Annotated in this window: 20 protein-coding genes; 12 read left to right on the top strand and 8 right to left on the bottom strand. The window is 59.7% G+C overall.

Going from position 1 to position 20146, the window contains the following annotated elements; translation table 11 throughout:
• Window positions 1–23: 23 nt before the first annotated feature.
• From Cth01_RS22765 to Cth01_RS22745, 5 genes are all read right to left on the bottom strand, one after another.
• Entirely contained in the window at window positions 24–752 is a 729-nt protein-coding gene (locus tag Cth01_RS22765; protein WP_034379817.1) for an energy transducer TonB, read from the bottom strand.
• A gap of 144 nt (window positions 753–896) precedes the next feature.
• Window positions 897–1190, bottom strand: coding sequence for a (2Fe-2S)-binding protein (locus tag Cth01_RS22760; protein ID WP_034358951.1), 294 nt, complete (start codon window positions 1188–1190; stop codon window positions 897–899).
• 95 nt (window positions 1191–1285) lie between these two features.
• On the bottom strand, window positions 1286–2413 hold the full coding sequence (locus Cth01_RS22755; RefSeq protein ID WP_034358916.1) for an alpha-hydroxy acid oxidase: 1128 nt from the start codon (window positions 2411–2413) through the stop codon (window positions 1286–1288).
• 121 nt (window positions 2414–2534) lie between these two features.
• Window positions 2535–3215, bottom strand: coding sequence for a Fe2+-dependent dioxygenase (locus Cth01_RS22750; RefSeq protein ID WP_034358914.1), 681 nt, complete (start codon window positions 3213–3215; stop codon window positions 2535–2537).
• 312 nt (window positions 3216–3527) lie between these two features.
• Window positions 3528–5825 carry a TonB-dependent receptor gene (locus Cth01_RS22745; protein ID WP_045840519.1) on the bottom strand — a complete coding sequence of 766 codons (2298 nt, stop codon included), beginning with the start codon at window positions 5823–5825 and terminating at the stop codon, window positions 3528–3530.
• A 372-nt stretch (window positions 5826–6197) separates the two neighbouring features.
• Between Cth01_RS22745 and Cth01_RS22740 the strand changes: the two genes are divergently transcribed.
• The 5 genes from Cth01_RS22740 to Cth01_RS22720 all read left to right on the top strand — a co-directional run bounded on the left by Cth01_RS22740 (window position 6198) and on the right by Cth01_RS22720 (window position 10955).
• A complete protein-coding gene (locus tag Cth01_RS22740; RefSeq protein ID WP_045840518.1) occupies window positions 6198–6848 on the top strand; it encodes a PepSY-associated TM helix domain-containing protein in 651 nt (216 codons plus the stop codon).
• A gap of 28 nt (window positions 6849–6876) precedes the next feature.
• Complete coding sequence (locus Cth01_RS22735; RefSeq protein ID WP_012838986.1) at window positions 6877–7398, top strand: DUF2271 domain-containing protein; 522 nt, start codon at window positions 6877–6879, stop codon at window positions 7396–7398.
• Window positions 7399–7548: 150 nt separating this feature from the next.
• Window positions 7549–8349 carry a DUF4198 domain-containing protein gene (locus Cth01_RS22730; RefSeq protein ID WP_003069955.1) on the top strand — a complete coding sequence of 267 codons (801 nt, stop codon included), beginning with the start codon at window positions 7549–7551 and terminating at the stop codon, window positions 8347–8349.
• A gap of 87 nt (window positions 8350–8436) precedes the next feature.
• Window positions 8437–9555 carry an FAD:protein FMN transferase gene (locus tag Cth01_RS22725; RefSeq protein ID WP_233425263.1) on the top strand — a complete coding sequence of 373 codons (1119 nt, stop codon included), beginning with the start codon at window positions 8437–8439 and terminating at the stop codon, window positions 9553–9555.
• Entirely contained in the window at window positions 9552–10955 is a 1404-nt protein-coding gene (locus tag Cth01_RS22720) for a sulfite reductase subunit alpha (protein WP_045840516.1), read from the top strand. Before Cth01_RS22725 ends, Cth01_RS22720 begins: the two co-directional genes overlap by 4 nt.
• 104 nt (window positions 10956–11059) lie before the next feature.
• Here the strand turns inward: Cth01_RS22720 and Cth01_RS22715 are convergent, their stop codons facing one another.
• Window positions 11060–11455, bottom strand: coding sequence for a helix-turn-helix domain-containing protein (locus Cth01_RS22715; RefSeq protein ID WP_072248304.1), 396 nt, complete (start codon window positions 11453–11455; stop codon window positions 11060–11062).
• Between the two features lie 105 nt (window positions 11456–11560).
• Here Cth01_RS22715 and Cth01_RS22710 point away from each other — a divergent pair, with 105 nt between their 5' ends.
• A complete protein-coding gene (locus Cth01_RS22710; protein WP_045840515.1) occupies window positions 11561–11821 on the top strand; it encodes a helix-turn-helix domain-containing protein in 261 nt (86 codons plus the stop codon).
• A gap of 589 nt (window positions 11822–12410) precedes the next feature.
• Here the strand turns inward: Cth01_RS22710 and Cth01_RS22705 are convergent.
• Window positions 12411–12719: an SWIB/MDM2 domain-containing protein gene (locus tag Cth01_RS22705; RefSeq protein WP_003053560.1), complete on the bottom strand. Its 309-nt coding sequence runs from the start codon at window positions 12717–12719 to the stop codon at window positions 12411–12413.
• Window positions 12720–12997: 278 nt separating this feature from the next.
• On the opposite strand from Cth01_RS22705, the gene rraA reads away from it, so the two are divergent.
• Entirely contained in the window at window positions 12998–13513 is a 516-nt protein-coding gene (gene rraA / locus Cth01_RS22700) for a ribonuclease E activity regulator RraA (protein ID WP_034379811.1), read from the top strand.
• Window positions 13514–13529: 16 nt separating this feature from the next.
• Here the strand turns inward: rraA and Cth01_RS22695 are convergent, their stop codons facing one another.
• The gene (locus Cth01_RS22695; RefSeq protein ID WP_045840514.1) at window positions 13530–14441 is read right to left on the bottom strand and encodes a DMT family transporter; all 912 of its coding nucleotides are present in this window, start codon (window positions 14439–14441) and stop codon (window positions 13530–13532) included.
• Window positions 14442–14977: 536 nt separating this feature from the next.
• On the opposite strand from Cth01_RS22695, the gene aceA reads away from it, so the two are divergent.
• From aceA to rplT, 5 genes are all read left to right on the top strand, one after another.
• The gene (gene aceA, locus Cth01_RS22690) at window positions 14978–16309 is read left to right on the top strand and encodes an isocitrate lyase (protein ID WP_003053566.1); all 1332 of its coding nucleotides are present in this window, start codon (window positions 14978–14980) and stop codon (window positions 16307–16309) included.
• A gap of 320 nt (window positions 16310–16629) precedes the next feature.
• On the top strand, window positions 16630–18549 hold the full coding sequence (gene thrS / locus Cth01_RS22685; RefSeq protein WP_045840513.1) for a threonine--tRNA ligase: 1920 nt from the start codon (window positions 16630–16632) through the stop codon (window positions 18547–18549).
• 82 nt (window positions 18550–18631) lie between these two features.
• A complete protein-coding gene (infC, locus tag Cth01_RS22680) occupies window positions 18632–19264 on the top strand; it encodes a translation initiation factor IF-3 (RefSeq protein ID WP_072248305.1) in 633 nt (210 codons plus the stop codon).
• Between the two features lie 193 nt (window positions 19265–19457).
• Entirely contained in the window at window positions 19458–19661 is a 204-nt protein-coding gene (gene rpmI / locus Cth01_RS22675; RefSeq protein WP_003053571.1) for a 50S ribosomal protein L35, read from the top strand.
• Between the two features lie 26 nt (window positions 19662–19687).
• Window positions 19688–20047, top strand: a complete 360-nt coding sequence (rplT, locus tag Cth01_RS22670) for a 50S ribosomal protein L20 (protein WP_003053572.1) — start codon at window positions 19688–19690, stop codon at window positions 20045–20047.
• Window positions 20048–20146: the final 99 nt, after the last annotated feature.

The raw sequence follows: 20146 nt of genomic DNA, 5'->3' as shown, positions 1-20146 counted from the left end.
GGGTACTCCTGAGAACTGCAGATTTATTTGAGAACAAAGTTGATGGGCACGATGTGCCACATGGGTTCGGCCACGCCGTTGCGCTTGCCGGGGACAAACTTCCACTGGCGCACGGTGTTGACGGCGGCGTCATCCAGGCGGTCAAACCCGCTGGACTGCTTGATTTCGATTTTCTCGGGCTGGCCCTGCTCGTTGATATAGACGCGCAGCAGCACCTTGCCTTGTTCACCCATGCGCTTGCTGACCGAAGGATAAGCGGGAGCTGGGTTGTTCAGATAGGCAGCATTGCTTGATGGCTGCTCGATCTTGGGCGGAGCTGGTGGTGCGGGAGGCGCAGGCGGAGCCGGAGGTGCCGGGGGCGCGGGTGGTGCCGGCGGTGTCTTGTCCGGTTTGCTGTCGCTGTCTTCCAATGCCCCCTGAGGTGCAGCCGGTGCCGGTGTCGGGTCCTTGATGGCCTTGGGCAGCGGAGCCTTCTTGACCTCGGGCTTGGGCTGCGGTTTGGTCTCGGGCTTGGGCGCTGGCGCCGGAGGCTTGGGTGGAGGGGGAGGGGCCGGCGGGGCAGGTTCGGCAGCCGGCGGTGCCACAAACTGGGCAATCACGCTGGCGGGAATCACTATCTCTGGCGGCTTTTGCTGTGCCAGGCCATGCTGCATGGCCCACAGGGCGGCAGCGTGCACGACAACCACAGCACCAGCAACTGCCATATTGCGGCTCGGGCCGCTGGCAGGTGCAAATCGATCAGACTGGGACATAAGAACGAGAAGAGCAACCAGCGCAGGCTGGGATCAGAAAGGAAAAGCGCTGGTCAACCGGCAATAGCAGGCACAGGAAGCAGGGCACGCAGACAGGATCGCATCATTCACGCAGGATCCACCAGGTGCATACCATCACGAGAATCAGACTGCCAAAGACGGCTGAGAGGACGGAGAGGTGGGCCATGCTTTGCTTTCCAGAATATTGGTGGCAAGCTGAACCGTCTGCACCGACGCGCAGGATTGCGCTTCGTTGTGGATGGCCGCGATCGGATGGCTTGCACTGCACTGGGCGACGACATCACGTGCGCAGCCTTCGCAGCGCCCGCATTGTGTGGCAACACCCAATTCAAACTGGATTTCGTCAAAGCTCATCCCCGCATGCGCGTGGCGTGCTATTTCTCGGTCAGAAACCCGGCGGCATACACAGACGATCATGGCTACAGGCAGTTGTTGCTGGCTATTGATGTAATAGGCGGAGTATAAATGAGAATCCATCGCATTTGCAATGCATGCCGCCAAATTACGCACAATCAGCAAGTGGTTAAAAGCCGGGGCCCGATCTGATCGAGGCTGGCGCAGCCGGTCTGGGCCATGGCCAGCTCCAGCTCGGCGCGCAATAGATACAGCATATGTGCCACCCCCAGCATGCCGGCCACCGCCAGGGCATGCATTTGCGGCCGGCCCAGCAGTACGGCACTGGCACCCAGGGCGATGGCCTTGAGCACATCGGTGCCCTGGCGCACGCCTCCATCCATCAGCAGCGGGATATGGGCAGGCGTGGCCGCGCGAATGGCAGGCAGCACTTCGAGGGGGGAGACGGCGGTGTCCAGCACTCGCCCGCCATGGTTGGAGACCACGATGGCATCGGCCCCCAGTTCCACGGCTTGCGCGGCGGCGCGGGCCGAGAGCAGACCTTTGATGATCAGCGGCAACCGGGTTTGCTGACGCAGCCAGACCAGGTCGTCCCAGGTAGGCGCGCCTCGGGCCAGCTCGCTGCCGAACAGAATGTGCTCGCTCATCAGATCGCCGGTCTGCCGTTGCTGGGGCATGCCACGCAGATTGACGGCCTCCACGCCTGGCGGCAGCGGGTAGCTGGAGCGCTTGATATGGGCGTCCACCGTCCAGACCAGGGCCTGATAACCGGCATCTTCGGCGCGGCGAATCAGCTGCAGCGTGTGCTCGCGCGTTGGCTGCTGGTAGAGCTGGAACCACAGCGGGCCGCTGCGCCCCAGCTCCTGCGCTGCAGCTTGCGCGGCCTGGGCGATTTCTTCGAGCGTGCAACTGGATAGAGTGCTGACCACCATGCCGGTGCGCATGGCCATGGCCGCGCGCGCCGTGGCGAGCTCGCCTTCGGGATGCGCCAGCTGTTGATAGGCAACTGGTGCCAGCAGCAACGGCCAGTCCAGACTCTGGCCCAGCAGGCTTTGCCGCGTATGCGCGGCCGACAGATCGGCCAGCGGCTCAGGACAGAGACGGATGCGGTCGAAGGCCTGGCGGTTGTGGGCCAGAGTCAGACCCTGGTCCGCACCGCTTTCCAGGTGGGCCCAGGCCTGAGCCTCCATATGCTCGCGGGCCAGCCGGGCGTAGTCCGCCAGGGAGCCTATCTGCGCGGAAATCTGCGTCAGTGGCGGTTTGACGGGCTGGCCAGCGGCATTCAAAGGTTCAACAGTCATAAATCAAGCCGGTTGGATGGGGGCGAGGCAGCAAAGCAGGCGCAGTGTAGGGGGGAGACAGCCGGCGAGGGCTACCCAGCAGCTCAGGCTGTCGTCTCCCAGGGGGCTAGCTTTCAGACCACATGCGCAAGAGATTGTGATAGGTGCCCGAGAGGGCGGCGATGCGCGGATGCTCGGGCTGCTCTTGCGTGAGTTGCTGAATGCTCTGGTCCAGATCAAACAGCAGACGGCGCTGCTCCGCCGACTTGACCAGGCTGTGCGTCCAGAAGAACGAGGCATAGCGCGTGCCGCGCGTCACGGGGTTGACTCGGTGCAAGCTGGTGCCAGGGTAGACGATGGCATCGCCGGCCGCGAGCTTCACGCTTTGCTGGCCGAAAGTGTCTTCCACCATCAGCTCGCCGCCTTCGTATTCGTCGGGGTCGCTGAAGAACACCGTGGTGGAGACATCGGTTCTGACCTTGATGGCCGTGCCCGGAATGGTGAAGAAGGCGTTGTCGATATGGTTGCCATAAGTGCCTCCACCCTCATAGCGATTGAAGCGCGGCGGCAGGACCTTGAGCGGCAGGGCTGCCGACATGAACAGCGGGTTGCGGCCCAGCCGGTCCAGGATCAGATCGCCTATCTGCTGGCCGGTCTTGCTGTCCAGCGGCAGCTGCAGATTGCTCTTGACCTGAGCGGCCACGTGGCCGGCCGTGGTCTTTCCGTCCTGCCAACTGGCGGCTTCCAGCGCCTGACGGCAGTGGCGTACTTCATCGGGGGTGAGCAGGCAGGGGATGCGTAGCAACATGGCGGGAGTGAGGCGATATCTATTTGTTGATGATCCGGGTTACATCATTAACCATAGCTGGTAGCGCTTGATGCCTATAGCTTTCAATGATTTATTGGGTTGAAAACATTTATGGAAAGGCGCTATCAGCTATGGTTTTGATGGCGAAGATCAGGCTTTGCGAGCCAGCGACAATGCGCTTGATCCGCCAAGTGTGCATGTAAAAAGCCCCGCTGGCATCAGGAGCCTGCGGGGCTTTGGGGCATGGTTTGCAGCCAGGCTGCGCCAGATCAAGCGCAGGCAGGACTGTCATTGCTCCTGTCAGTACATGAATTAGTACGTGAACTTGAGCGAAGCCACGGCCGAGCGGCCGGCGCCCATATTGGCGTAATGAGGCGAGCGCACGCCGGTGTAGTACACCTTGTTGCCCAGGTTGTAGACGTTCAGCTGGAAGCTCAGGTTCTTGTCGATCTGGTAGGCCATCATCGCGTCATAACGGGCATAGCCGGAAGCACCCTTGGTCACGATGCCGCCATCTACGGTGGACTTGACGTACGAGGCATTCACACTGCTTTGAGCATAGACGCCCAGACCCAGAGTCAGCTTGGGCATGGGTTTGTAGCTGGTCCACAGGCTGAAGCTGTGCTTAGGTGTATTGATGAAGGGCAGGCCATTGGCGATATTGCCGACACCCATGTTCTTCTGTTCGCTATCCATATAGGTATAGCCACCGAACACGCTGAGGTTGGACAGGATTTGGCCCGTGAAGCCAAGCTCCAGACCATTTACTTCCTTGTTACCGCCCATGTAAGTGATGCCGTTTTCAGTGATGCGGACATTTGTCACTTCGTTGCGGAAAACTGCAGCGCTCAGGTTCAGTTTCTTGTTCAGTAGATCCCACTTGGTGCCCAGTTCGATGGACTTGGTCTTTTCCGGCTTCAGGCTGGCAAGTGCGTCGGATGTGATTGCCAAATCTTCGCTGCCATTACCCAAAGAGGAGCCGCCAGGGCGGGAAGAGGTTCCGATATTGGCGTAGATGCTGCCATTGGATGCAGGCTTGTAGACCACGCCCAACTGGTAGTTAAACAATGTGTCGCTGCGGGACTGGTCAAGCAGGTCTGACTTCGCGGCGGTCAGCGGGTTGGTGTATTCGGGAGCGTATGAGGATGTTTTGTAATGATCAACGCGCAGGCCCGCGTTAAGCAGCCACTGCTCATTGAATTTCAATGTGTCGAAGCCATAGAGTGCGATGGTGTCGATCTTGTTTCGGGTAGAGCGCCCCTTGTCCCACGCGTAGTTCCATGGCGTCGACGCGTCTGGGCTGTTCAGAGGCGTGCACCACATGTTTGATGTAGTGCAGTTGGCCGTCTTGCCGTCTTGAATAGCGCCCGAGTATGCATCGGATTTTTCTTTGGATAGCTCCAGGCCAAAAGCGTAGGAGTGGCCAACCGAACCTGTTTGCTCTTTGCCGGTGAACTCCGTTACATTTTGCAGCGTTTCCACATCGGAGAAGCGGAAGTTGCCACGACGCCAGACATAGCCAGCAAGCACGTTGCCCTTGGAGTCGTCAGGCTGGGTCCAGACATAGTCCTGTTTGCTCTTGCTGTAACGCAGGCTGTTGCGGATCTTGTTGGTATCTGTGAACTTGTGTTCAATAGCGGCGGTGAACAGGTCGCTCTTTTCCTTTTGGTAGTCACGGTTATTCATGCCGTACCAGTTGGAGCGATCGGAGCCGTATGAGGGGCGCACGGTGCTGCCACCGGGAAGGCTCGTGGCGTCAGGAGTTGTCTTGTTGCCGTTGAAGTTTGATGCGGTGCTATTGCGGTACAAATAAGGCACACCACCATCAGGCATGTCATCAGTCTGCAGATGCTGCCAGGACAGGGTCACTTCGGTGGCTGTGCCCATGCCGAAGGTCACGGTGGGGGCAATGCCCCAGCGCTTGTTGTCAGGACCATTGCGGCCGGGCACGTCGGCACTGTGGCCCATGGCGTTCAGGCGAATGCCGGTGGTCTCGTTGATCTTGCGGTTGATGTCCAGCGTGCCGCGCAGATAGTTGTCGGTGCCCAGGCCCACGTCGCCGGAGATGAAGTTCTCGTTCTTGGCCTTCTTGGTGGAGATATTGATGGAGCCGCCTGCACCACCGCGACCAGCATAGGCCGAGTCGGCGCCTTTGATGACTTCCACGGCCTCGACGTTGAACAGTTCGCGGGTTCCAGCGGCGATGTCGCGCATGCCGTCCACAAAGGTGCTGGACTGGGCGTCCATGCCGCGGATGAAAGGCTGGTCGCCGGTGGGGTTGCCGCCTTCGCCGTTGCCGAAGGTGATGCCGGGGGTGGAGCGCAGAGCGTCTTGCAGGCTGGTGGCGCCGGTCTGCTTGATGATCTCTTCATTGATGACCTGAACGGTCTTGGGCGTGTCCAGCAGGGGAGCGGTGAACTTGCCTTGAGGGCTGGCTTCGGTCTTGAAGCTGGACTCGGCAGCGGCTTCCACATTCACGGTGGACAAGGTGGTTTCCTGCTGAGCCATCGCGCTGGCGCCAATCAGGCACAGGCCTGCGGCAATCACGATTTGCTTGAGCTCGCAGCGCAAGCCGTTGGAGTCGGTCGGGGTCAGATGGTTGTTGGACATGCTTTTGATGAAGAGTCGATTTTTTGAAAAAGCGTGCGGATTCTAGGTGATATTGATAATAATTCTCGATACCATTCAATAATGAGTATCGGCAATCTACGTTTTGTTGCAGTGAGGCAACAGATTGTTGAGTGGAGGGCGTGCAGCGGATCGCCGGAATCGGTCGAGCCACGGGTTTGCTGAGCTGGCAAAAGCCCTGGGCGCGAGGGCGCTTTGTTTACGTCAAGTAAAGTAAATAAAAGTGAGATGCATTTAGAATTTGCGCAACTAGAATGCCGCCTTGCTGCGCAAGCAAGGACTGGCCTTGTGGCGCTATGTCCCAAAGGTCGGCTCGGCCCGGCCCGGCGGCAACGCAATCCCAGAAAGTTCTGAATGACCGCGGCTTCCTCCAACGCCCCGCAGCGGGTGTACTGGCTCAAAAAATTACATGAGTGGCACTGGATCAGCTCCGCCATCTGCCTGATCGGCATGCTGCTGTTTGCCGTGACGGGATTCACCTTGAATCACGCCGGGCAGATCGAGTCCAAGCCCAAGGTCGAATCGCGTGATGCGCAACTGCCCCCGGATCTGCTCGAAAAACTGCAACAAGCCCAGAAGCAGGGCGTGGAAGCGGCGGACAAGAATGCCGTGGGCTTGCCTGCCGAGGTGGATGGCTGGCTGGCTCAGCAGATCAAGGTCAGTGCCAAGGATTTTGCCGTGGAGTGGAGCGAAGACGAGGCCTATGTGCCCATGCCGCGCCCGGGTGGCGATGCCTGGCTGCGTGTGGACCTGAAGGAGGGCTCGGTCGAGTACGAGAAGACCGACCGGGGCTGGATCTCCTACCTCAACGACTTGCACAAGGGGCGCAATACGGGCGGAGCCTGGAGCCTGTTCATAGACGTCTTTGCGATTGGCTGCCTGGTGTTTTGCATCACGGGTCTGCTGATCCTGAAGATGCATGCGCAGCGCCGCCCCATGACCTGGCCCATGGTGGGCCTGGGTCTGGTGCTGCCCGCCTTGCTGGTGTTGCTGCTCGTGCATTGAGCCCAAGAATTTTGTGAAGGAAGAAAAAATGGCGAAGCGGATTTTCAAGACCACGGTGGCGCTGAGCGCCGTGGTGGGCCTGCCGGCAATCGCGGGCGGCATGAATGTGGCTGTGACCGTGCCCCAGTTGCAGGTGGCCGAATACCACAAGCCCTATGTCGCCGTGTGGCTGGAAAAGGCCGACGGCGGCGTGGCTGCCAATCTGTCCGTCTGGTATGACGTGAAGATGAAGAATGCCGAGGGCACCAAGTGGCTCAAGGACATGCGCCAGTGGTGGCGTCGTACCGGCCGCGAGCTGAGCTTTCCCATCGATGGTGTGACCCAGCCGACCAAGCCCGTGGGCACCCATGCGCTGTCTTTTGCCGAAGGCAAGAACCCGCTGCCCCAGCTGGCTCCCGGCCAGTACAAGCTGATGGTGGAAGCCGCACGTGAAGTCGGTGGCCGCGAGCTGGTGTCCATTCCCTTCGAGTGGCCCGTCAAGCAGGCCACCAGCCTGAGCGCCAATGGCAGTACCGAGCTGGGCGCGATCAAGCTGGAATTGAAGCCTTGATCACCCCCTGAGGCGCTCCGCGCCTTCCCCCTCTCTGCTTCGCGGAGGGGAACAACACCTTCGCTGCGAGGCGGCTCTTGCTTGGTGTTCCTGGCTTGGGCCTCGCCTCATTTTCGGATTTGTCACCCTTTCTGTTTTCAAGGACCTGATATGAAGTTCCAAACTCGTGCCATCGTCGCTGCAACTCTGGCTCTGGCTGCCCTGGGCGCCCAGGCACATGATCTGTGGTTCAAGCCTTCCAGCACCGTGCTGTCCAAGTCCGACTGGGTGACGGTGGATGCGGCCGTGTCCAACGATGTGTTCTTCTTCAACCACCGTCCGCTGGGTCTGGAAGCCGTCAAGGTGACCGCACCCGATGGCGCGGCCGTGGAAATGAAGAATGTCGCCAAGGGCGAGTTGCGCAGCATGTTCGACTTCAAGCCAGAAAAGACCGGTACCTACCGCGTCACCATGCTGATGACCGGCGTGATGGGCGGCTACAAGGATGCCAACGGCCAGCCCAAGCGCCTGCGCGGTTCGGTGGAGGAAGTGCTCAAGCAGATTCCTGCCGATGCCAAGGAAGTGCGCGTGACCGAGAATCTGCGCCGCATGGAAACCTTTGTGTCTCTGGGCAAGCCTTCGGCGCTGGCGCTGACCGGCAAGGGTCTGGAGCTCAAGCCTGTGACTCACCCCAATGACCTGGTGGCCAGCGAAGAGGCGACTTTCGAATTCCATCTTGACGGCAAGCCCGCTGCGGATCTGGAACTGGAGCTGGTGGCCGACGGTATTCGCTATCGCGACGGTGTGGACGCCATGAAGCTCAAGACCGATGCCAAGGGTCAGGTCAAGATCAAGTTCCCCCGTGCAGGTCTGTTCTGGCTGAATGCCGATGCCACGGACAAGAAGACCAGCATTGCCAAGGCAACGGAGCGCCGCCTGGGCTATATCGCGACTCTGGAAGTCCTGCCTTAAGCGTTGGCGCTTGATGGACTGAATACGCGCGCCCGCTACGGGCGCGTCGTTGTTTTTGCTGCTGTTTTCGTCTTTGTCTGGATGCCCATGCCCACACCCCCCCGCGTACGCTTTGATGCCAGTCTCTGGCAACTACCCTCGTCGGCGGCACAGAGTCAGGCTTGTCCCCGGACGCCGGCGCTGGACTTTGGTGTGCAGCGCTGGAGACCTGCAAGCCTGCAGCACCAGCAGGACGGGCGTATTCACCGCCTGTCCGGCAAGACCATGGGCACCCACTGGTCGCTGCGCCTGCTCAATCCTGATTACCTGCCCACGGAGCCGGTGCAGGCCCTGCTGGAGCAGGTGTTTGAGGATGTCATTGCCCAGATGAGCAACTGGGAGGCGGATTCGCTGATCACCCGGTTCAATCGTTCAAGTCCCGGTGAAATGCATGTAGTTCCGGCGGAGTTTGCTCAGGTTCTGGAAGCGGCCTTGCATTGGGCAAAGCTTTCAGGCGCAGCGATGGACCCCGGCATGGGAGCGCTGGTCTCGCTATGGGGGTTCGGGCCGCGTCAGAACCCGTTGCAGCCGCATTCAGGGCAGGCACCTGCCAGCGATGAGATCGAACGCTTGCTGAAGACCAGCGGCCATGGCCATCTGCGCTGGAATGCACAGACCCGGCAGTTGCAGCAGAGCGGTGGTCTTGAGCTGGATTTTTGCGGCATTGCCAAGGGCTTTGCCGTGGATTGGGCGGTGCAAAAGCTGCAGGCGGCTGGCTGGGCTGCGGGCATGTTCGAAATCGGCGGTGAGCTGCGTAGCTGGGGGGCGCGCCCTGATGGGCGGCCCTGGCAGGTGCAACTGGGCACGGGCGGTTCTGTCGAGTCCGAGTCGCTGGTCGTGGCCTGCAGGGAGGGCGCATTTGCCACCTCGGGCGATTTCTGGCATCAGTTCACGCAGGCTGGCAGGCGCTATTCGCACACGCTGGATCCGCGCACGGGCTGGCCGGTGACGCATGATCTGGCCAGCGTGACCGTGTTCCATGAGGAATGCATGCACGCCGATGCGCTGGCCACCGTGCTCACGGTGCTGGGTCCGCAGCAAGGCATGGACTTTGCCCGTCAACATGAGATTGCGGCCGTGCTCACATCGCATCTCGCACCCGATGACAATGAGGCCCGCAGACAGGTGCTCAAGACACCGGCCTGGATCAACCTATTTGAGGCATGACAGTGGAATGGATTTTGACGCCCGAGCGCATTTATGGGGCTATGGGTTTGGTAGCCGCCTACGCAGGCATGTGCTGGGGTATTGGCACCAAGGTACGCAGGCAGCGCCTGGCCGATGAGGCCGAGAGCAATGCCTCGCAGGGCGATGCCGCTGCGCCTGCCGTTCTGGTCGCCTATGCCAGCCAGACGGGGCAGGCCGAGGCGCTGGCACGCGCCACGGGCAAGATGCTGGTCGACGGCGGTCTGCAGGTGCGTCTGCTGCCCGTGGAAAAACTGACGGCCGTGCTGCTGCAGCAATTCGAGCACAGCCTGTGGCTGCTATCCACTACAGGCGAGGGCGATGCGCCCGACCATGCGCTGGGCTTTGTGCAGCAGCTCATGGCCACGCAGCCTGCGCTGACCCAGCACCAAAGCCTGGTGCTGGCGCTGGGTGATCGTGAATACCAGGAGTTCTGTGCGTTTGGTGTGAAAGTGCATGAGTGGTTGCAGACCAGCGGCGCGCGCAGCGATCTGGTCTGCGTGGACAATATGGATGCCTCGAGCTTGCAGAGCTGGCAGACCCAGGTCACTCAGATGCGACAGGACTTGCTGGGCGAGTCTGCGCCCGCTAAGGAACTGGACTCGGACTGGTTGCAGGCGCCGGTCAGCATGCCTTTTGTGCTCAGTCGGCGGCGTTTGCTCAATCCCGGCAGCCAGGGCGGGGCGCTATACCTGCTGGAGTGGACGCCGCAGTCCGGCGAGCTGCCGCACTGGGAGTCGGGCGATCTGGTGTCTCTGTGCGTGCCCGCCGACCCTGAGCGCGCGCGCGACTACTCGATCGCCTCAATCACGGCCGACGGCAGCCTGCAACTGCTGGTGCGCGAGAGCACGCGCGCCGATGGTTCGCCGGGCCTTGCGTCGCACTGGCTGTGCTGTGGCATGGCCGAGGGAGATGTGCTGCCGTTGACCTTGCGCGAGCACTGCGGCTTCAGGCTCGGTGACAACGCCGGGCGGCCGCTGATTCTGATCGGCAATGGCTCGGGCCTGGCGGGCCTTCTCAGCCATATCAAGGCGCGTGTGCAGCAAGAGCTAAGTGATCAATGGCTGTTGTTCGGAGAGCGCAGTCCACAACATGACGCGCTATTTGCCGATCAACTGGGCGCATGGCTCAGGCAAGGCCGACTGGCACGGCTGGATCAGGCCTGGTCGCGCAACGGCAAGGATTCGCGCTATGTGCAGGATTTGTTGCGCAGTCATGCAGAGGAAGTCCGGCAATGGGTGGAGCGTGGTGCGGCCATCTATGTTTGCGGCAGCCTGAACGGCATGGGTCAAGGCGTGCATCTGACGCTGCAGGCCATTCTGGGCGAGGCCAAGGTGACCGAGCTGTTGGGCTCGGGCCGCTACCGACGCGATGTGTACTGAGCACGTCCAGGCGGGGGGATGGCAGCAGGCCCTGTCACCGTCTTGGAGCAGGACTGCACCGCATCCTATAGGTGCCGCACCGCTCGGACATCGGGCAGGACGGATCAGAGGGCGTCTTCACCCGGTCGATGTGGCCGATCCTGGAGGGCCTGCTTGCGGTCTTCGGCGGACATGGCATGTGCCGCAGACAGCAGTTCTGCGGATCGTATGAGGTGCTGCCTTCCATCCGCATTGCACCTGCGATACCCGTGAAGGAGGCGGAGTTCATCGTCTGACAAAGCCTCTGCAGGGTGAACTGCCGGTGTGCGGTGTCCTGCCAGCACATACAACAGGTCCACTCCGTGTGCGCTCAGCGCGGTCATCTGAAAGCCATCCGGCGCTGTCTTGCCGGATTCCCAGGAAAAAAGAGTTTGCTTCGTAGTGCCAGCAAGTGCAGCGAAGGCTGGCTGGCTCATGCCCAGCCGGTTTCTTTCTTCGCGCAGCCGTTCCCCTAGGGTCATAAAAATTTGTCCAAGGTGTATTGCATGGGAAAGAAATCTTTCCCATAATTCGCCAAAAGCACGACGACGTGCTTTAACCTAAATAATTAGGCGAAAGGCTACCAGATGCATCCCGAGCAAATCAAAGCGGCGCTGCGCATGAAAGGCATTTCCCCCGCGGCATTGGCGTCCGAAATGCGCGTGGCCAACAGCAGCGTGTCGCAAGTCATCAGCGGTCGTGCGGTATCGGCCCGCATTCGACAGCGCATTGCAGAAGTCACAGGCATGCCCGTCGACATGCTCTGGCCGCCTGTCAACGAGCGCCATGCACTGCACAGCACACGCCCAGAAGGAGGGGGCGCGCGTATCGCAAGGGGGGCTCCATGAGTCGCACGGCGTGCCGCAATCACACTGCTCTGCGCGGCAGGAGAGGCGTTCAATGAGCTTTGGAATTGCAGCACTGATTTTCTTGGCCGGTCTCCTCTGCGGATGTCTCATGGGCATTGCCGGCGTCGTGACGGCTTTGGACGGTTACTGAGGGACAGCGCTCAAGCTTGTGCACCTCCCATGGCCGGGGCTGCCGGGGAGGCGTTCGCCGCACCGAGACCCGAACGTGCGCACGCGTCTCCATGCCTGTGGAGCCCATGTCCTGGCTGCCCGGCAACTGCAGTCTTGCAGGAATGTGCGGTTCAGGGTGCAAGCATGGCGGGGCACGATGGCGGAGATAGCCCGGGGTCAGCTTCGTGAGGGCCGCGACAATCGGTGGGCCGCGCGGTTGTCGGAAAGATCTGCCGGCCGGTTCCGTCCTGACCAGCGTTCGCGGCCGTGATTCCGTCGGCGTCGAGACCGAGGCATGCACGCATGCATTGCTGCGGTAAAGCCGTCCCAGTCGCGTCGGCCTGTACGCGACACTTGCCTCAGAAATACAAAAAGCTGGCTCGGGCCAGCTTTTTTGTGGTCAGCGCAAGCGCAGTGCTTACTTGACGTGCTTGCCGATCAGGCCGGCCATCTCGAACATGGAGACTTGGGGCTTGCCGAAGACTTCCTTGAGCTTGGCGTCGGCGTTGATCATGCGCTTGTTGGCAGCGTCTTGCAGGTTGTTGGCCTTGATGTAGACCCACAGCTTGCTGATGATTTCAGTACGGGGCAGGGGATCCTTGCCAACCACGGCAGCCAGAGCGGCGCTGGGGGTCAGGGGTTTCATGAAGGCAGCGTTGGGAGTGCGCTTCTTAGCGGCGGGAGCTGCTGCCGGTGCTGCAGCGGGTGCCTTCTTTGCAGTTGCCATATTGCTTATTCCTAATTGGGTAGTGGACTTATCACCAGCGAAATACAGCTGCAATCCACTGGCTGAGTCTGATGCTAATGGCAAAAAATCGCTCTTCCAAGCTAGTGGGCTGTTTTTTTGCCTCGATTTGTTGCTCTCAGGCCCTTTAGTGTCCGTTTTCACGGGTTTTTCCCCGAGAGTGTTGTGAAAAAGTTGCTCTCTGTGTGTGTCCGCTGGTGCTTGTGCTATGTCAGGTGCTCAGGGCAAGATGCGGGAGACTTGGTTCTGTGGAGATTTTCATGAGCGATTCCTCGGCTTCTCTTGGCTTCAGCACCTGCGATTTGTGCGATGCGCATATCAGCGATGACAGCAGCGATTTCCGTGTGCTGCCGCCCGTGTTCCACAGCTATGGCGGGAATGTCGGCTTTATGGGGGAGGTCAGCACCGTGCAGTGTCTGGACGACAACAGCCTGGTGCGAGCAGCGCTGGCCGAGCCGGGAGGTGGTCGTGTACTGGTGGTCGATGGCGGCGGCTCGCTACGCCGGGCTCTGGTGGGGGGGAATGTGGCGACATCGGCGGCCCAGAACGGCTGGGCCGGGGTGCTTGTCTATGGCTGCGTGCGCGACGTGGCCGAGCTGAAATCCACCCCCGTGGGTCTGTATGCGCTGGCGCTCAACCCCATGCCTACCGTCAAGCAAGGCCAGGGACTGCGCGATGTCTATGTGCAGATCGCCGGCCTGTGGATTCGCCCAGGCGACTGGCTGTATGCCGACTCCGACGGCATTGTGCTGAGCCGCCGCAATCTGCTTTCCTGATTGGAATCGACGGCGCCTAGCGCCTGAACTGCAATGAACCGGGCCAGGTTGCGATCACCACGCTGGTCAGGGCAATGCCGAAGGCCAGCAATTGCATGCTGCCGACGCGCTCGCCCAGGGCCAGCATGCCCACCACGGCGGCGCTGATGGGCAGCAGCACGGTAAAAATGCCGGCCCGCGATGCGGGCACGGCGCGCAATCCCGTCATCCACAGCCACACCGTCCAGACGCAGGCGGCCAGGGCGTAAAACAGCAACAGACCCCATGCGGGCACCGAAACCCGGGAAAAATCAAACTGCCAGGCCAGATAGAGCCCGGCGGGTGCGGAAAGCACAAACCCCCAGAGATTGATCAGCGCCGTAATGCGTTTGGGGCTTACGCTGGCGGTGAGCTTTTTGCCGATCACGGCATATGCGGCCTCGCACAGCACTGCGGAAATCAGCAGCAACTGGCCCAGGCCTTGCTGGGGATGTGCGGCAAGGCTGCTGCTTTCGGTCTTGCTCAAGGCATTCAGCCCTATGCCGGCCACTGCGAAAGCAATGGCTGTCCATGTGCGCGCGCCAACGGCTTCGCGCAGAAAAAGCCAGCTCATGATGGCGACTGCGGCAGGAATTGCGGCCATGGTCACGCCTGCCGTGACAGCGCTGGTCATGGCCACGCCGCTGATCATGCAGAGCGTGAAAAGGAAATTGCCGAAGAAGGACTCAAAAAACAACAGCCACTTGGTCTGTCTGGTCAGAGTTGTCTCGTGCGCAGGTGGCCTGAGCCAGCCCAGCATGGCCACGGCACCGATGCCAAAGCGCAGCCAGGCCAGCAGCATGACCGGAAAGATGGCAGCCAGAGGCTTGGACAAGGCCACATAGCTTCCTACCAAAGACATGCTGAGCGCCAGGCAGAGATAGGCGATGGGGCGGCTGGGCGTGTGCATGGCGAAATGAATTTCAATGACAAGAGAAGGTGATGCAAAGCAGTGTGGCAGGGCTGTTGCATGCATTTGACCCAGGGGAGGGAACTGTTGTTTTTTTGGTTCCCGCCGCCTTGGGCGCCATGTCTTTGTCGTGTCACCTGTTTTTGTTCAAGTGGCTTGGCCTGTCTCGTGCCGGATAAATGAGCAGATCAAGGATGAGCAGATCAAGGATGAGCAGATCAAGGCATGCGCCGGGACTTTTTTCGTACTGCGTTCAAAGGATGCGGACTCCGGAAGTCGTGCTTCTGCAAATTTTTCATGAAGCAAGAATTCAATTTTGCATTATGAAAAATTGAAATGTTGCGCTGCCGCAAAATTTCTCAATACGAGAAATGCGTTTTCTTATTGTGAAAAATAAAAATAAGCAATTGATTTTATTGAATATAAATTTCAGTCTTTTATAAGACATAAGACTCTGTAAAAGAGTGCTGCAGACATAAAGTAGATCCCAAGGACGAACACCAATTCATCTTGTTTTAACCGCTAAGGAGTGCACCATGCCCCAATCCCTGACTCAGCAACTGAGCCGTGAACAGCAAATCGCAGCCCTCGAAAAAGACTGGGCACAGAACCCACGCTGGAAGAGCGTCAAGCGCGGCTACAGCGCTGCCGATGTGGTGCGTCTGCGTGGCAGTCTGCAGCCAGAGTACACCCTGGCCCAGCGCGGTGCCGAAGTGCTGTGGGACAAGATCAACGGCAGCTCGAAGAAGGGCTATGTGAACGCCTTCGGTGCCATCTCCGCAGGCCAGGCCATGCAGCAGGCCAAGGCCGGTCTGGAAGCCGTGTACCTGTCGGGCTGGCAAGTAGCTGCCGACGGCAACACCTCCGAGACCATGTACCCCGACCAGTCGCTGTACGCCTATGACTCCGTGCCCACCATGGTGCGCCGCATCAACAACACCTTCAAGCGTGCCGATGAAATCCAATGGGGCAAGGGCATCAACCCCGGCGACAAGGAGTTCATCGACTACTTCCTGCCCATCGTGGCTGATGCGGAAGCCGGCTTCGGCGGCGTGCTCAACGCGTTCGAGCTGATGAAGAACATGATTCAGGCAGGTGCTGCCGGCGTGCACTTCGAAGACCAGCTGGCTGCGGTCAAGAAGTGCGGTCACATGGGCGGCAAGGTGCTGGTGCCCACTCGCGAAGCGGTCGAAAAGCTGATTGCCGCCCGTTTTGCAGCCGATGTGATGGGCGTGCCCACCATTGTGCTGGCCCGTACCGATGCCGAGGCGGCCAACCTGATCACCAGCAACCATGACGAGAACGACATTCCGTTCCTGACTGGCGAGCGTACTCAGGAAGGCTTCTACCGTGTCAAGAACGGGCTGGAGCAATCCATCAGCCGCGGCGTGGCCTACGCTCCCTACGCGGATCTGGTGTGGTGCGAAACCGGTGTGCCCGATATCGGCTTTGCCCGCGAATTCGCCCAGGCCGTGCATGCAGCCTGCCCAGGCAAGCTGCTGAGCTACAACTGCTCGCCTTCGTTCAACTGGAAGAAGAACCTCAACGACAGCCAGATCGCTTCCTTCCAGGAAGATCTGTCCGCACTGGGTTACAAGTTCCAGTTCATCACGCTGGCCGGCATCCACAGCAACTGGTACAACACCTTCAAGTTTGCCCACGAGTACGCTCGCGGCGAAGGCATGAAGCACTACGTGGAAATGATCCAGGAACCCGAATTCGCGGCACGTGACAAGGGCTACACCTTTGTCTCGCACCAGCAGGAAGTGGGCGCAGGTTACTTCGACGACGTGACCACCGTGATCCAGGGCGGCTCTTCCAGCGTCAAGGCGCTGACCGGCTCCACCGAGGAAGAGCAGTTCCATTGAGCCACGATGAATCGTGATTCTGTCTAGGTAAAAAAGGGGTTATGCGCCCGGGGCGAAAGTCTCGGGCGCTTTTTTGTTTGCCGGGTTAAAATGGCGCGACTTCAATTCACAAGGGCGAGAAAGGCATCAACGGTTATGACACCGCGAACTACATCGGAGATGTACTTCAGCTGCTGATGGCAGCTGGCGGTTCGCGCCTGCCCGAGATTTCTCGACACCCTCATCAAAGCGCGGACTGGTTCCGCGCTTTTTGCTTTCAGGCAACTCCAAAGCTCTGGCGCTGGCCCTCACCCACACAAATTTGGTTTGACAAGGAATTTATGATCAACATCACGCTCCCCGATGGCTCCAAGCGCGAATACTCAGGCCCGGTTTCGGTTGCCGAAGTCGCTGCTTCGATTGGCTCCGGCCTGGCCAAGGCCGCATTGGCCGGCAAGATCAACGGCAAGGTCGTGGACACCAGCTTTGTGATCGAGCAGGATTCGCCGCTGTCCATCATCACCGCCAAGGATGCCGACGGTCTGGAGGTGATCCGCCACTCCACCGCTCACTTGCTGGCCTATGCCGTCAAGGAGCTGTTTCCCGATGCGCAGGTCACCATCGGTCCCGTGATCGAAAACGGCTTCTACTACGACTTCTCGTACAAGCGCCCCTTCACTCCCGAAGATCTGGCCGCCATCGAAAAGAAGATGACCGAGCTGGCCAACAAGGACGAGCAGGTGGTGCGCCGCGTGCTGCCGCGTGACGAGGCCGTGCAGTACTTCAAGGACATCGGCGAAGCCTACAAGGCAGAGATCATTGCCTCTATCCCCAGCAACGAGGATGTGAGCCTGTACCGTGAAGGCGCCTTCGAAGACCTGTGCCGTGGCCCTCACGTGCCCAGCACCGGCAAGCTCAAGCACTTCAAGCTGATGAAGGTGGCCGGCGCCTACTGGCGTGGCGACCACCGCAACGAGATGCTGCAGCGCATCTACGGTACCGCCTGGGCAACCAAGGACGAGCTCAAGGACTATCTGTTCAGGTTGGAAGAAGCCGAAAAGCGCGACCATCGCAAGCTTGGGCGCGAACTCGATCTGTTCCACATCGACGAACACTCGCCCGGCACCGTGTTCTGGCACCCCAAGGGCTGGGCGGTCTGGCAGCAGGTCGAGCAGTACATGCGCCGCGTCTATCAGGACAACGGCTACCAGGAAGTCAAGGCTCCGCAGATTCTGGACAAGGGCCTGTGGGAGAAGACCGGCCACTGGGACAAGTACCGCGAAAACATGTTCACCACCGATTCGGAAAAGCGTGAATATGCCCTCAAGCCCATGAACTGCCCGGGCCACATCATCATCTTCAAGCAAGGCATCAAGAGCTATCGCGATCTGCCTCTGCGCTTTGGCGAGTTCGGCAACTGCCATCGCAACGAGCCCACGGGTTCGCTGCACGGCATCATGCGCGTGCGTGCCTTCACACAGGACGATGGTCACATCTTCTGTACCGAAGACCAGATCCAGGCCGAGGTGACGGCTTTCACCTCGCTGCTGCAGAAGGTGTATGCCGACTTCGGCTTCACCAACATCCTGTATCGCCTGTCGACCCGTCCCGAGAAGCGCATCGGCACCGATGAAGCCTGGGACAAGGCCGAGAACGCGCTGGCCGAAGGTCTGCGTGCATCGGGTTGCGAGTTCGAGTATCTGCCGGGCGAGGGTGCGTTCTACGGCCCGAAGATCGAGTACACCCTGAAGGATGCGCTGGGCCGCGAATGGCAGTGCGGCACCATCCAGGTGGACCCGAACATGCCCGAGCGTCTCGATGCGGAATTCGTGGGCGAGGATGGCGAGCGCCATCGACCCATCATGCTGCACCGCGCGATCCTGGGTTCGCTGGAGCGTTTCATCGGCATTTTGGTCGAGCATCACTCGGGCGCGCTGCCTGCCTGGCTGGCTCCCGTGCAGGCTGCCGTGCTCAATATCACGGACGCTCAGGCCGACTATGCGCAGGAAGTTGCGCAGAAGCTGCAAAAAGCATTGCCGAATCAAAGCCTTAGAGTGGTGACAGATCTGCGCAATGAAAAGATTACGTATAAAATACGCGAGCATTCCATGCAGAAGCTGCCCTACATCCTTGTCGCAGGCGACAAGGAGAAGGCTGCTGGTGCGGTTGCAGTGCGCGCCCGGGGTAACAAAGACCTCGGAGTGATGTCGGTTGATGCATTCATTGAATTGCTCGCCAAGGACATCGCGGCCAAGGCCTGAAGCAGATTAATTTTTGTGGCGGGCCGGTCAGCGTGCAAGGCACGCTAGCCGGCTACGCTGTTGTAGCCATTTCAATCCAAGGGTGAAAACCATAGCTACTGAATTTCGCGATCGGCGCCACCGTGAAGAGCGCAAGCATCGACTGAACCGAGAAATCATGGCGCCTGAAGTGCGTCTGTCTGGTCCCGACAACGAGCCTCTGGGCATCGTACCGCTGCAAGAAGCGCTGCGCATGGCCGGCGAGCTGGATGTCGATCTGGTGGAGATTGCGGCCAACGCATCTCCTCCGGTCTGCCGTCTGATGGATTACGGCAAGTTCAAGTACCAGGAACAGAAGAAGGCTGCTGAAGCCAAGGCCAAGCAGACCGTCATCGAAATCAAGGAAGTGAAGTTCCGCCCTGGTACGGATGATGGTGACTACAACATCAAGCTGCGCAATATCCGCCGTTTTCTGGCGGATGGCGACAAGTGCAAGATCACGCTGCGTTTCCGCGGTCGTGAAATCACGCACCAGCAGCTGGGTCTGAATCTGCTCAACCGTCTGCGTGACGATCTGGCCGATTCCATCCAGGTGGAGCAGTTCCCCAAGCTGGAAGGCCGTCAGATGATCATGATGGTTGCGCCGGCTCGTGCAGGCGGCAAGAAGCCTGCTGGTGGTGCAAAACCACAAGGTGATGGCGTCGCTGCTGCACCTGAGGCTGCAGATAAGGCATAATTGCGGTTTTGCCTTGTCGGCAAAAGTGGGCTTGGCCCACTTTTGTTTTGTGCGGCAGATAAAGAATTTGCAGGCTTGCCTGCAAGACGTCAGCCTGGCCTGGCCGGACTGACAAACAAGTGCCTCGGAGGCCAGCGAAGTGTGTGCGGGTTGCACACCGCCTTGCGAGCACAAATTCAATAGGAGCATTCACATGCCCAAAATGAAGACCAAGAGCAGCGCGAAGAAGCGTTTTCGCGTTCGTCCCGGTGGTACCGTCAAGCGCGGTCAAGCCTTCAAGCGTCACATCTTGACCAAGAAGACCACGAAGAACAAGCGTCACCTGCGTGGCATTGTCAACGTGCATTCCGGCGATATGGGCTCCATCGCAAAGATGTTGCCTTCCGCAGGCCTGTAATTCACTGACGAACTAGGAGAAAACACATGCCTCGCGTCAAACGTGGTGTAACGGCTCGCGCCCGTCACAAAAAAGTTCTGAATCTGGCCAAGGGTTTCCGCGGTCGCCGTGGTAACGTCTTCCGCGTTGCCAAGCAAGCGGTCATGAAGGCTGGTCAATACGCCTACCGTGACCGTCGTACCAAGAAGCGCGTGTTCCGTCAGCTGTGGATCGCTCGTATCAACGCTGCTGCACGTGAACTGGGTCTGACTTACAGCCAATTCGCCAACGGCCTGAAGAAGGCTGCCATCGAAATCGACCGCAAGATGCTGGCCGATATCGCCGTGCACGACAAGGCTGCTTTTGCAGCTATCGTCGACCAAGTCAAGGCCAAGCTGGCTGCCTGAGGTCACGATCGGTAGTTACTCTTGTAGGACTTTTGCAGACAAGAATCCCCAAAGGCATTTGCCGATGGGCGAGCATCTTGCTTGAACTTGATTGCAGAA

The organism is Comamonas thiooxydans (assembly GCF_000964545.1).
In the GTDB taxonomy this organism is placed as follows: Bacteria; Pseudomonadota; Gammaproteobacteria; order Burkholderiales; family Burkholderiaceae_C; genus Comamonas; species Comamonas thiooxydans.
Note: the sequence above shows the minus strand (reverse complement) of the source record. Positions and strands in the feature narration are given on the sequence as shown.

Coding starts and splice junctions, on each gene's coding strand:
- rplT (WP_003053572.1), top strand. CDS start 19,688: ATGCCTCGCGTCAAACGTGGTGTAACGGCTCGCGCCCGTCACAAAAAA.
- Cth01_RS22730 (WP_003069955.1), top strand. CDS start 7,549: ATGAAGTTCCAAACTCGTGCCATCGTCGCTGCAACTCTGGCTCTGGCT.
- Cth01_RS22735 (WP_012838986.1), top strand. CDS start 6,877: ATGGCGAAGCGGATTTTCAAGACCACGGTGGCGCTGAGCGCCGTGGTG.
- Cth01_RS22740 (WP_045840518.1), top strand. CDS start 6,198: ATGACCGCGGCTTCCTCCAACGCCCCGCAGCGGGTGTACTGGCTCAAA.
- rraA (WP_034379811.1), top strand. CDS start 12,998: ATGAGCGATTCCTCGGCTTCTCTTGGCTTCAGCACCTGCGATTTGTGC.
- Cth01_RS22745 (WP_045840519.1), bottom strand. CDS start 5,825: ATGTCCAACAACCATCTGACCCCGACCGACTCCAACGGCTTGCGCTGC.
- Cth01_RS22765 (WP_034379817.1), bottom strand. CDS start 752: ATGTCCCAGTCTGATCGATTTGCACCTGCCAGCGGCCCGAGCCGCAAT.
- Cth01_RS22695 (WP_045840514.1), bottom strand. CDS start 14,441: ATGCACACGCCCAGCCGCCCCATCGCCTATCTCTGCCTGGCGCTCAGC.
- Cth01_RS22720 (WP_045840516.1), top strand. CDS start 9,552: ATGACAGTGGAATGGATTTTGACGCCCGAGCGCATTTATGGGGCTATG.
- Cth01_RS22760 (WP_034358951.1), bottom strand. CDS start 1,190: ATGATCGTCTGTGTATGCCGCCGGGTTTCTGACCGAGAAATAGCACGC.
- thrS (WP_045840513.1), top strand. CDS start 16,630: ATGATCAACATCACGCTCCCCGATGGCTCCAAGCGCGAATACTCAGGC.
- Cth01_RS22710 (WP_045840515.1), top strand. CDS start 11,561: ATGCATCCCGAGCAAATCAAAGCGGCGCTGCGCATGAAAGGCATTTCC.
- Cth01_RS22750 (WP_034358914.1), bottom strand. CDS start 3,215: ATGTTGCTACGCATCCCCTGCCTGCTCACCCCCGATGAAGTACGCCAC.
- Cth01_RS22715 (WP_072248304.1), bottom strand. CDS start 11,455: ATGACCCTAGGGGAACGGCTGCGCGAAGAAAGAAACCGGCTGGGCATG.
- Cth01_RS22725 (WP_233425263.1), top strand. CDS start 8,437: ATGCCCACACCCCCCCGCGTACGCTTTGATGCCAGTCTCTGGCAACTA.
- Cth01_RS22705 (WP_003053560.1), bottom strand. CDS start 12,719: ATGGCAACTGCAAAGAAGGCACCCGCTGCAGCACCGGCAGCAGCTCCC.
- rpmI (WP_003053571.1), top strand. CDS start 19,458: ATGCCCAAAATGAAGACCAAGAGCAGCGCGAAGAAGCGTTTTCGCGTT.
- aceA (WP_003053566.1), top strand. CDS start 14,978: ATGCCCCAATCCCTGACTCAGCAACTGAGCCGTGAACAGCAAATCGCA.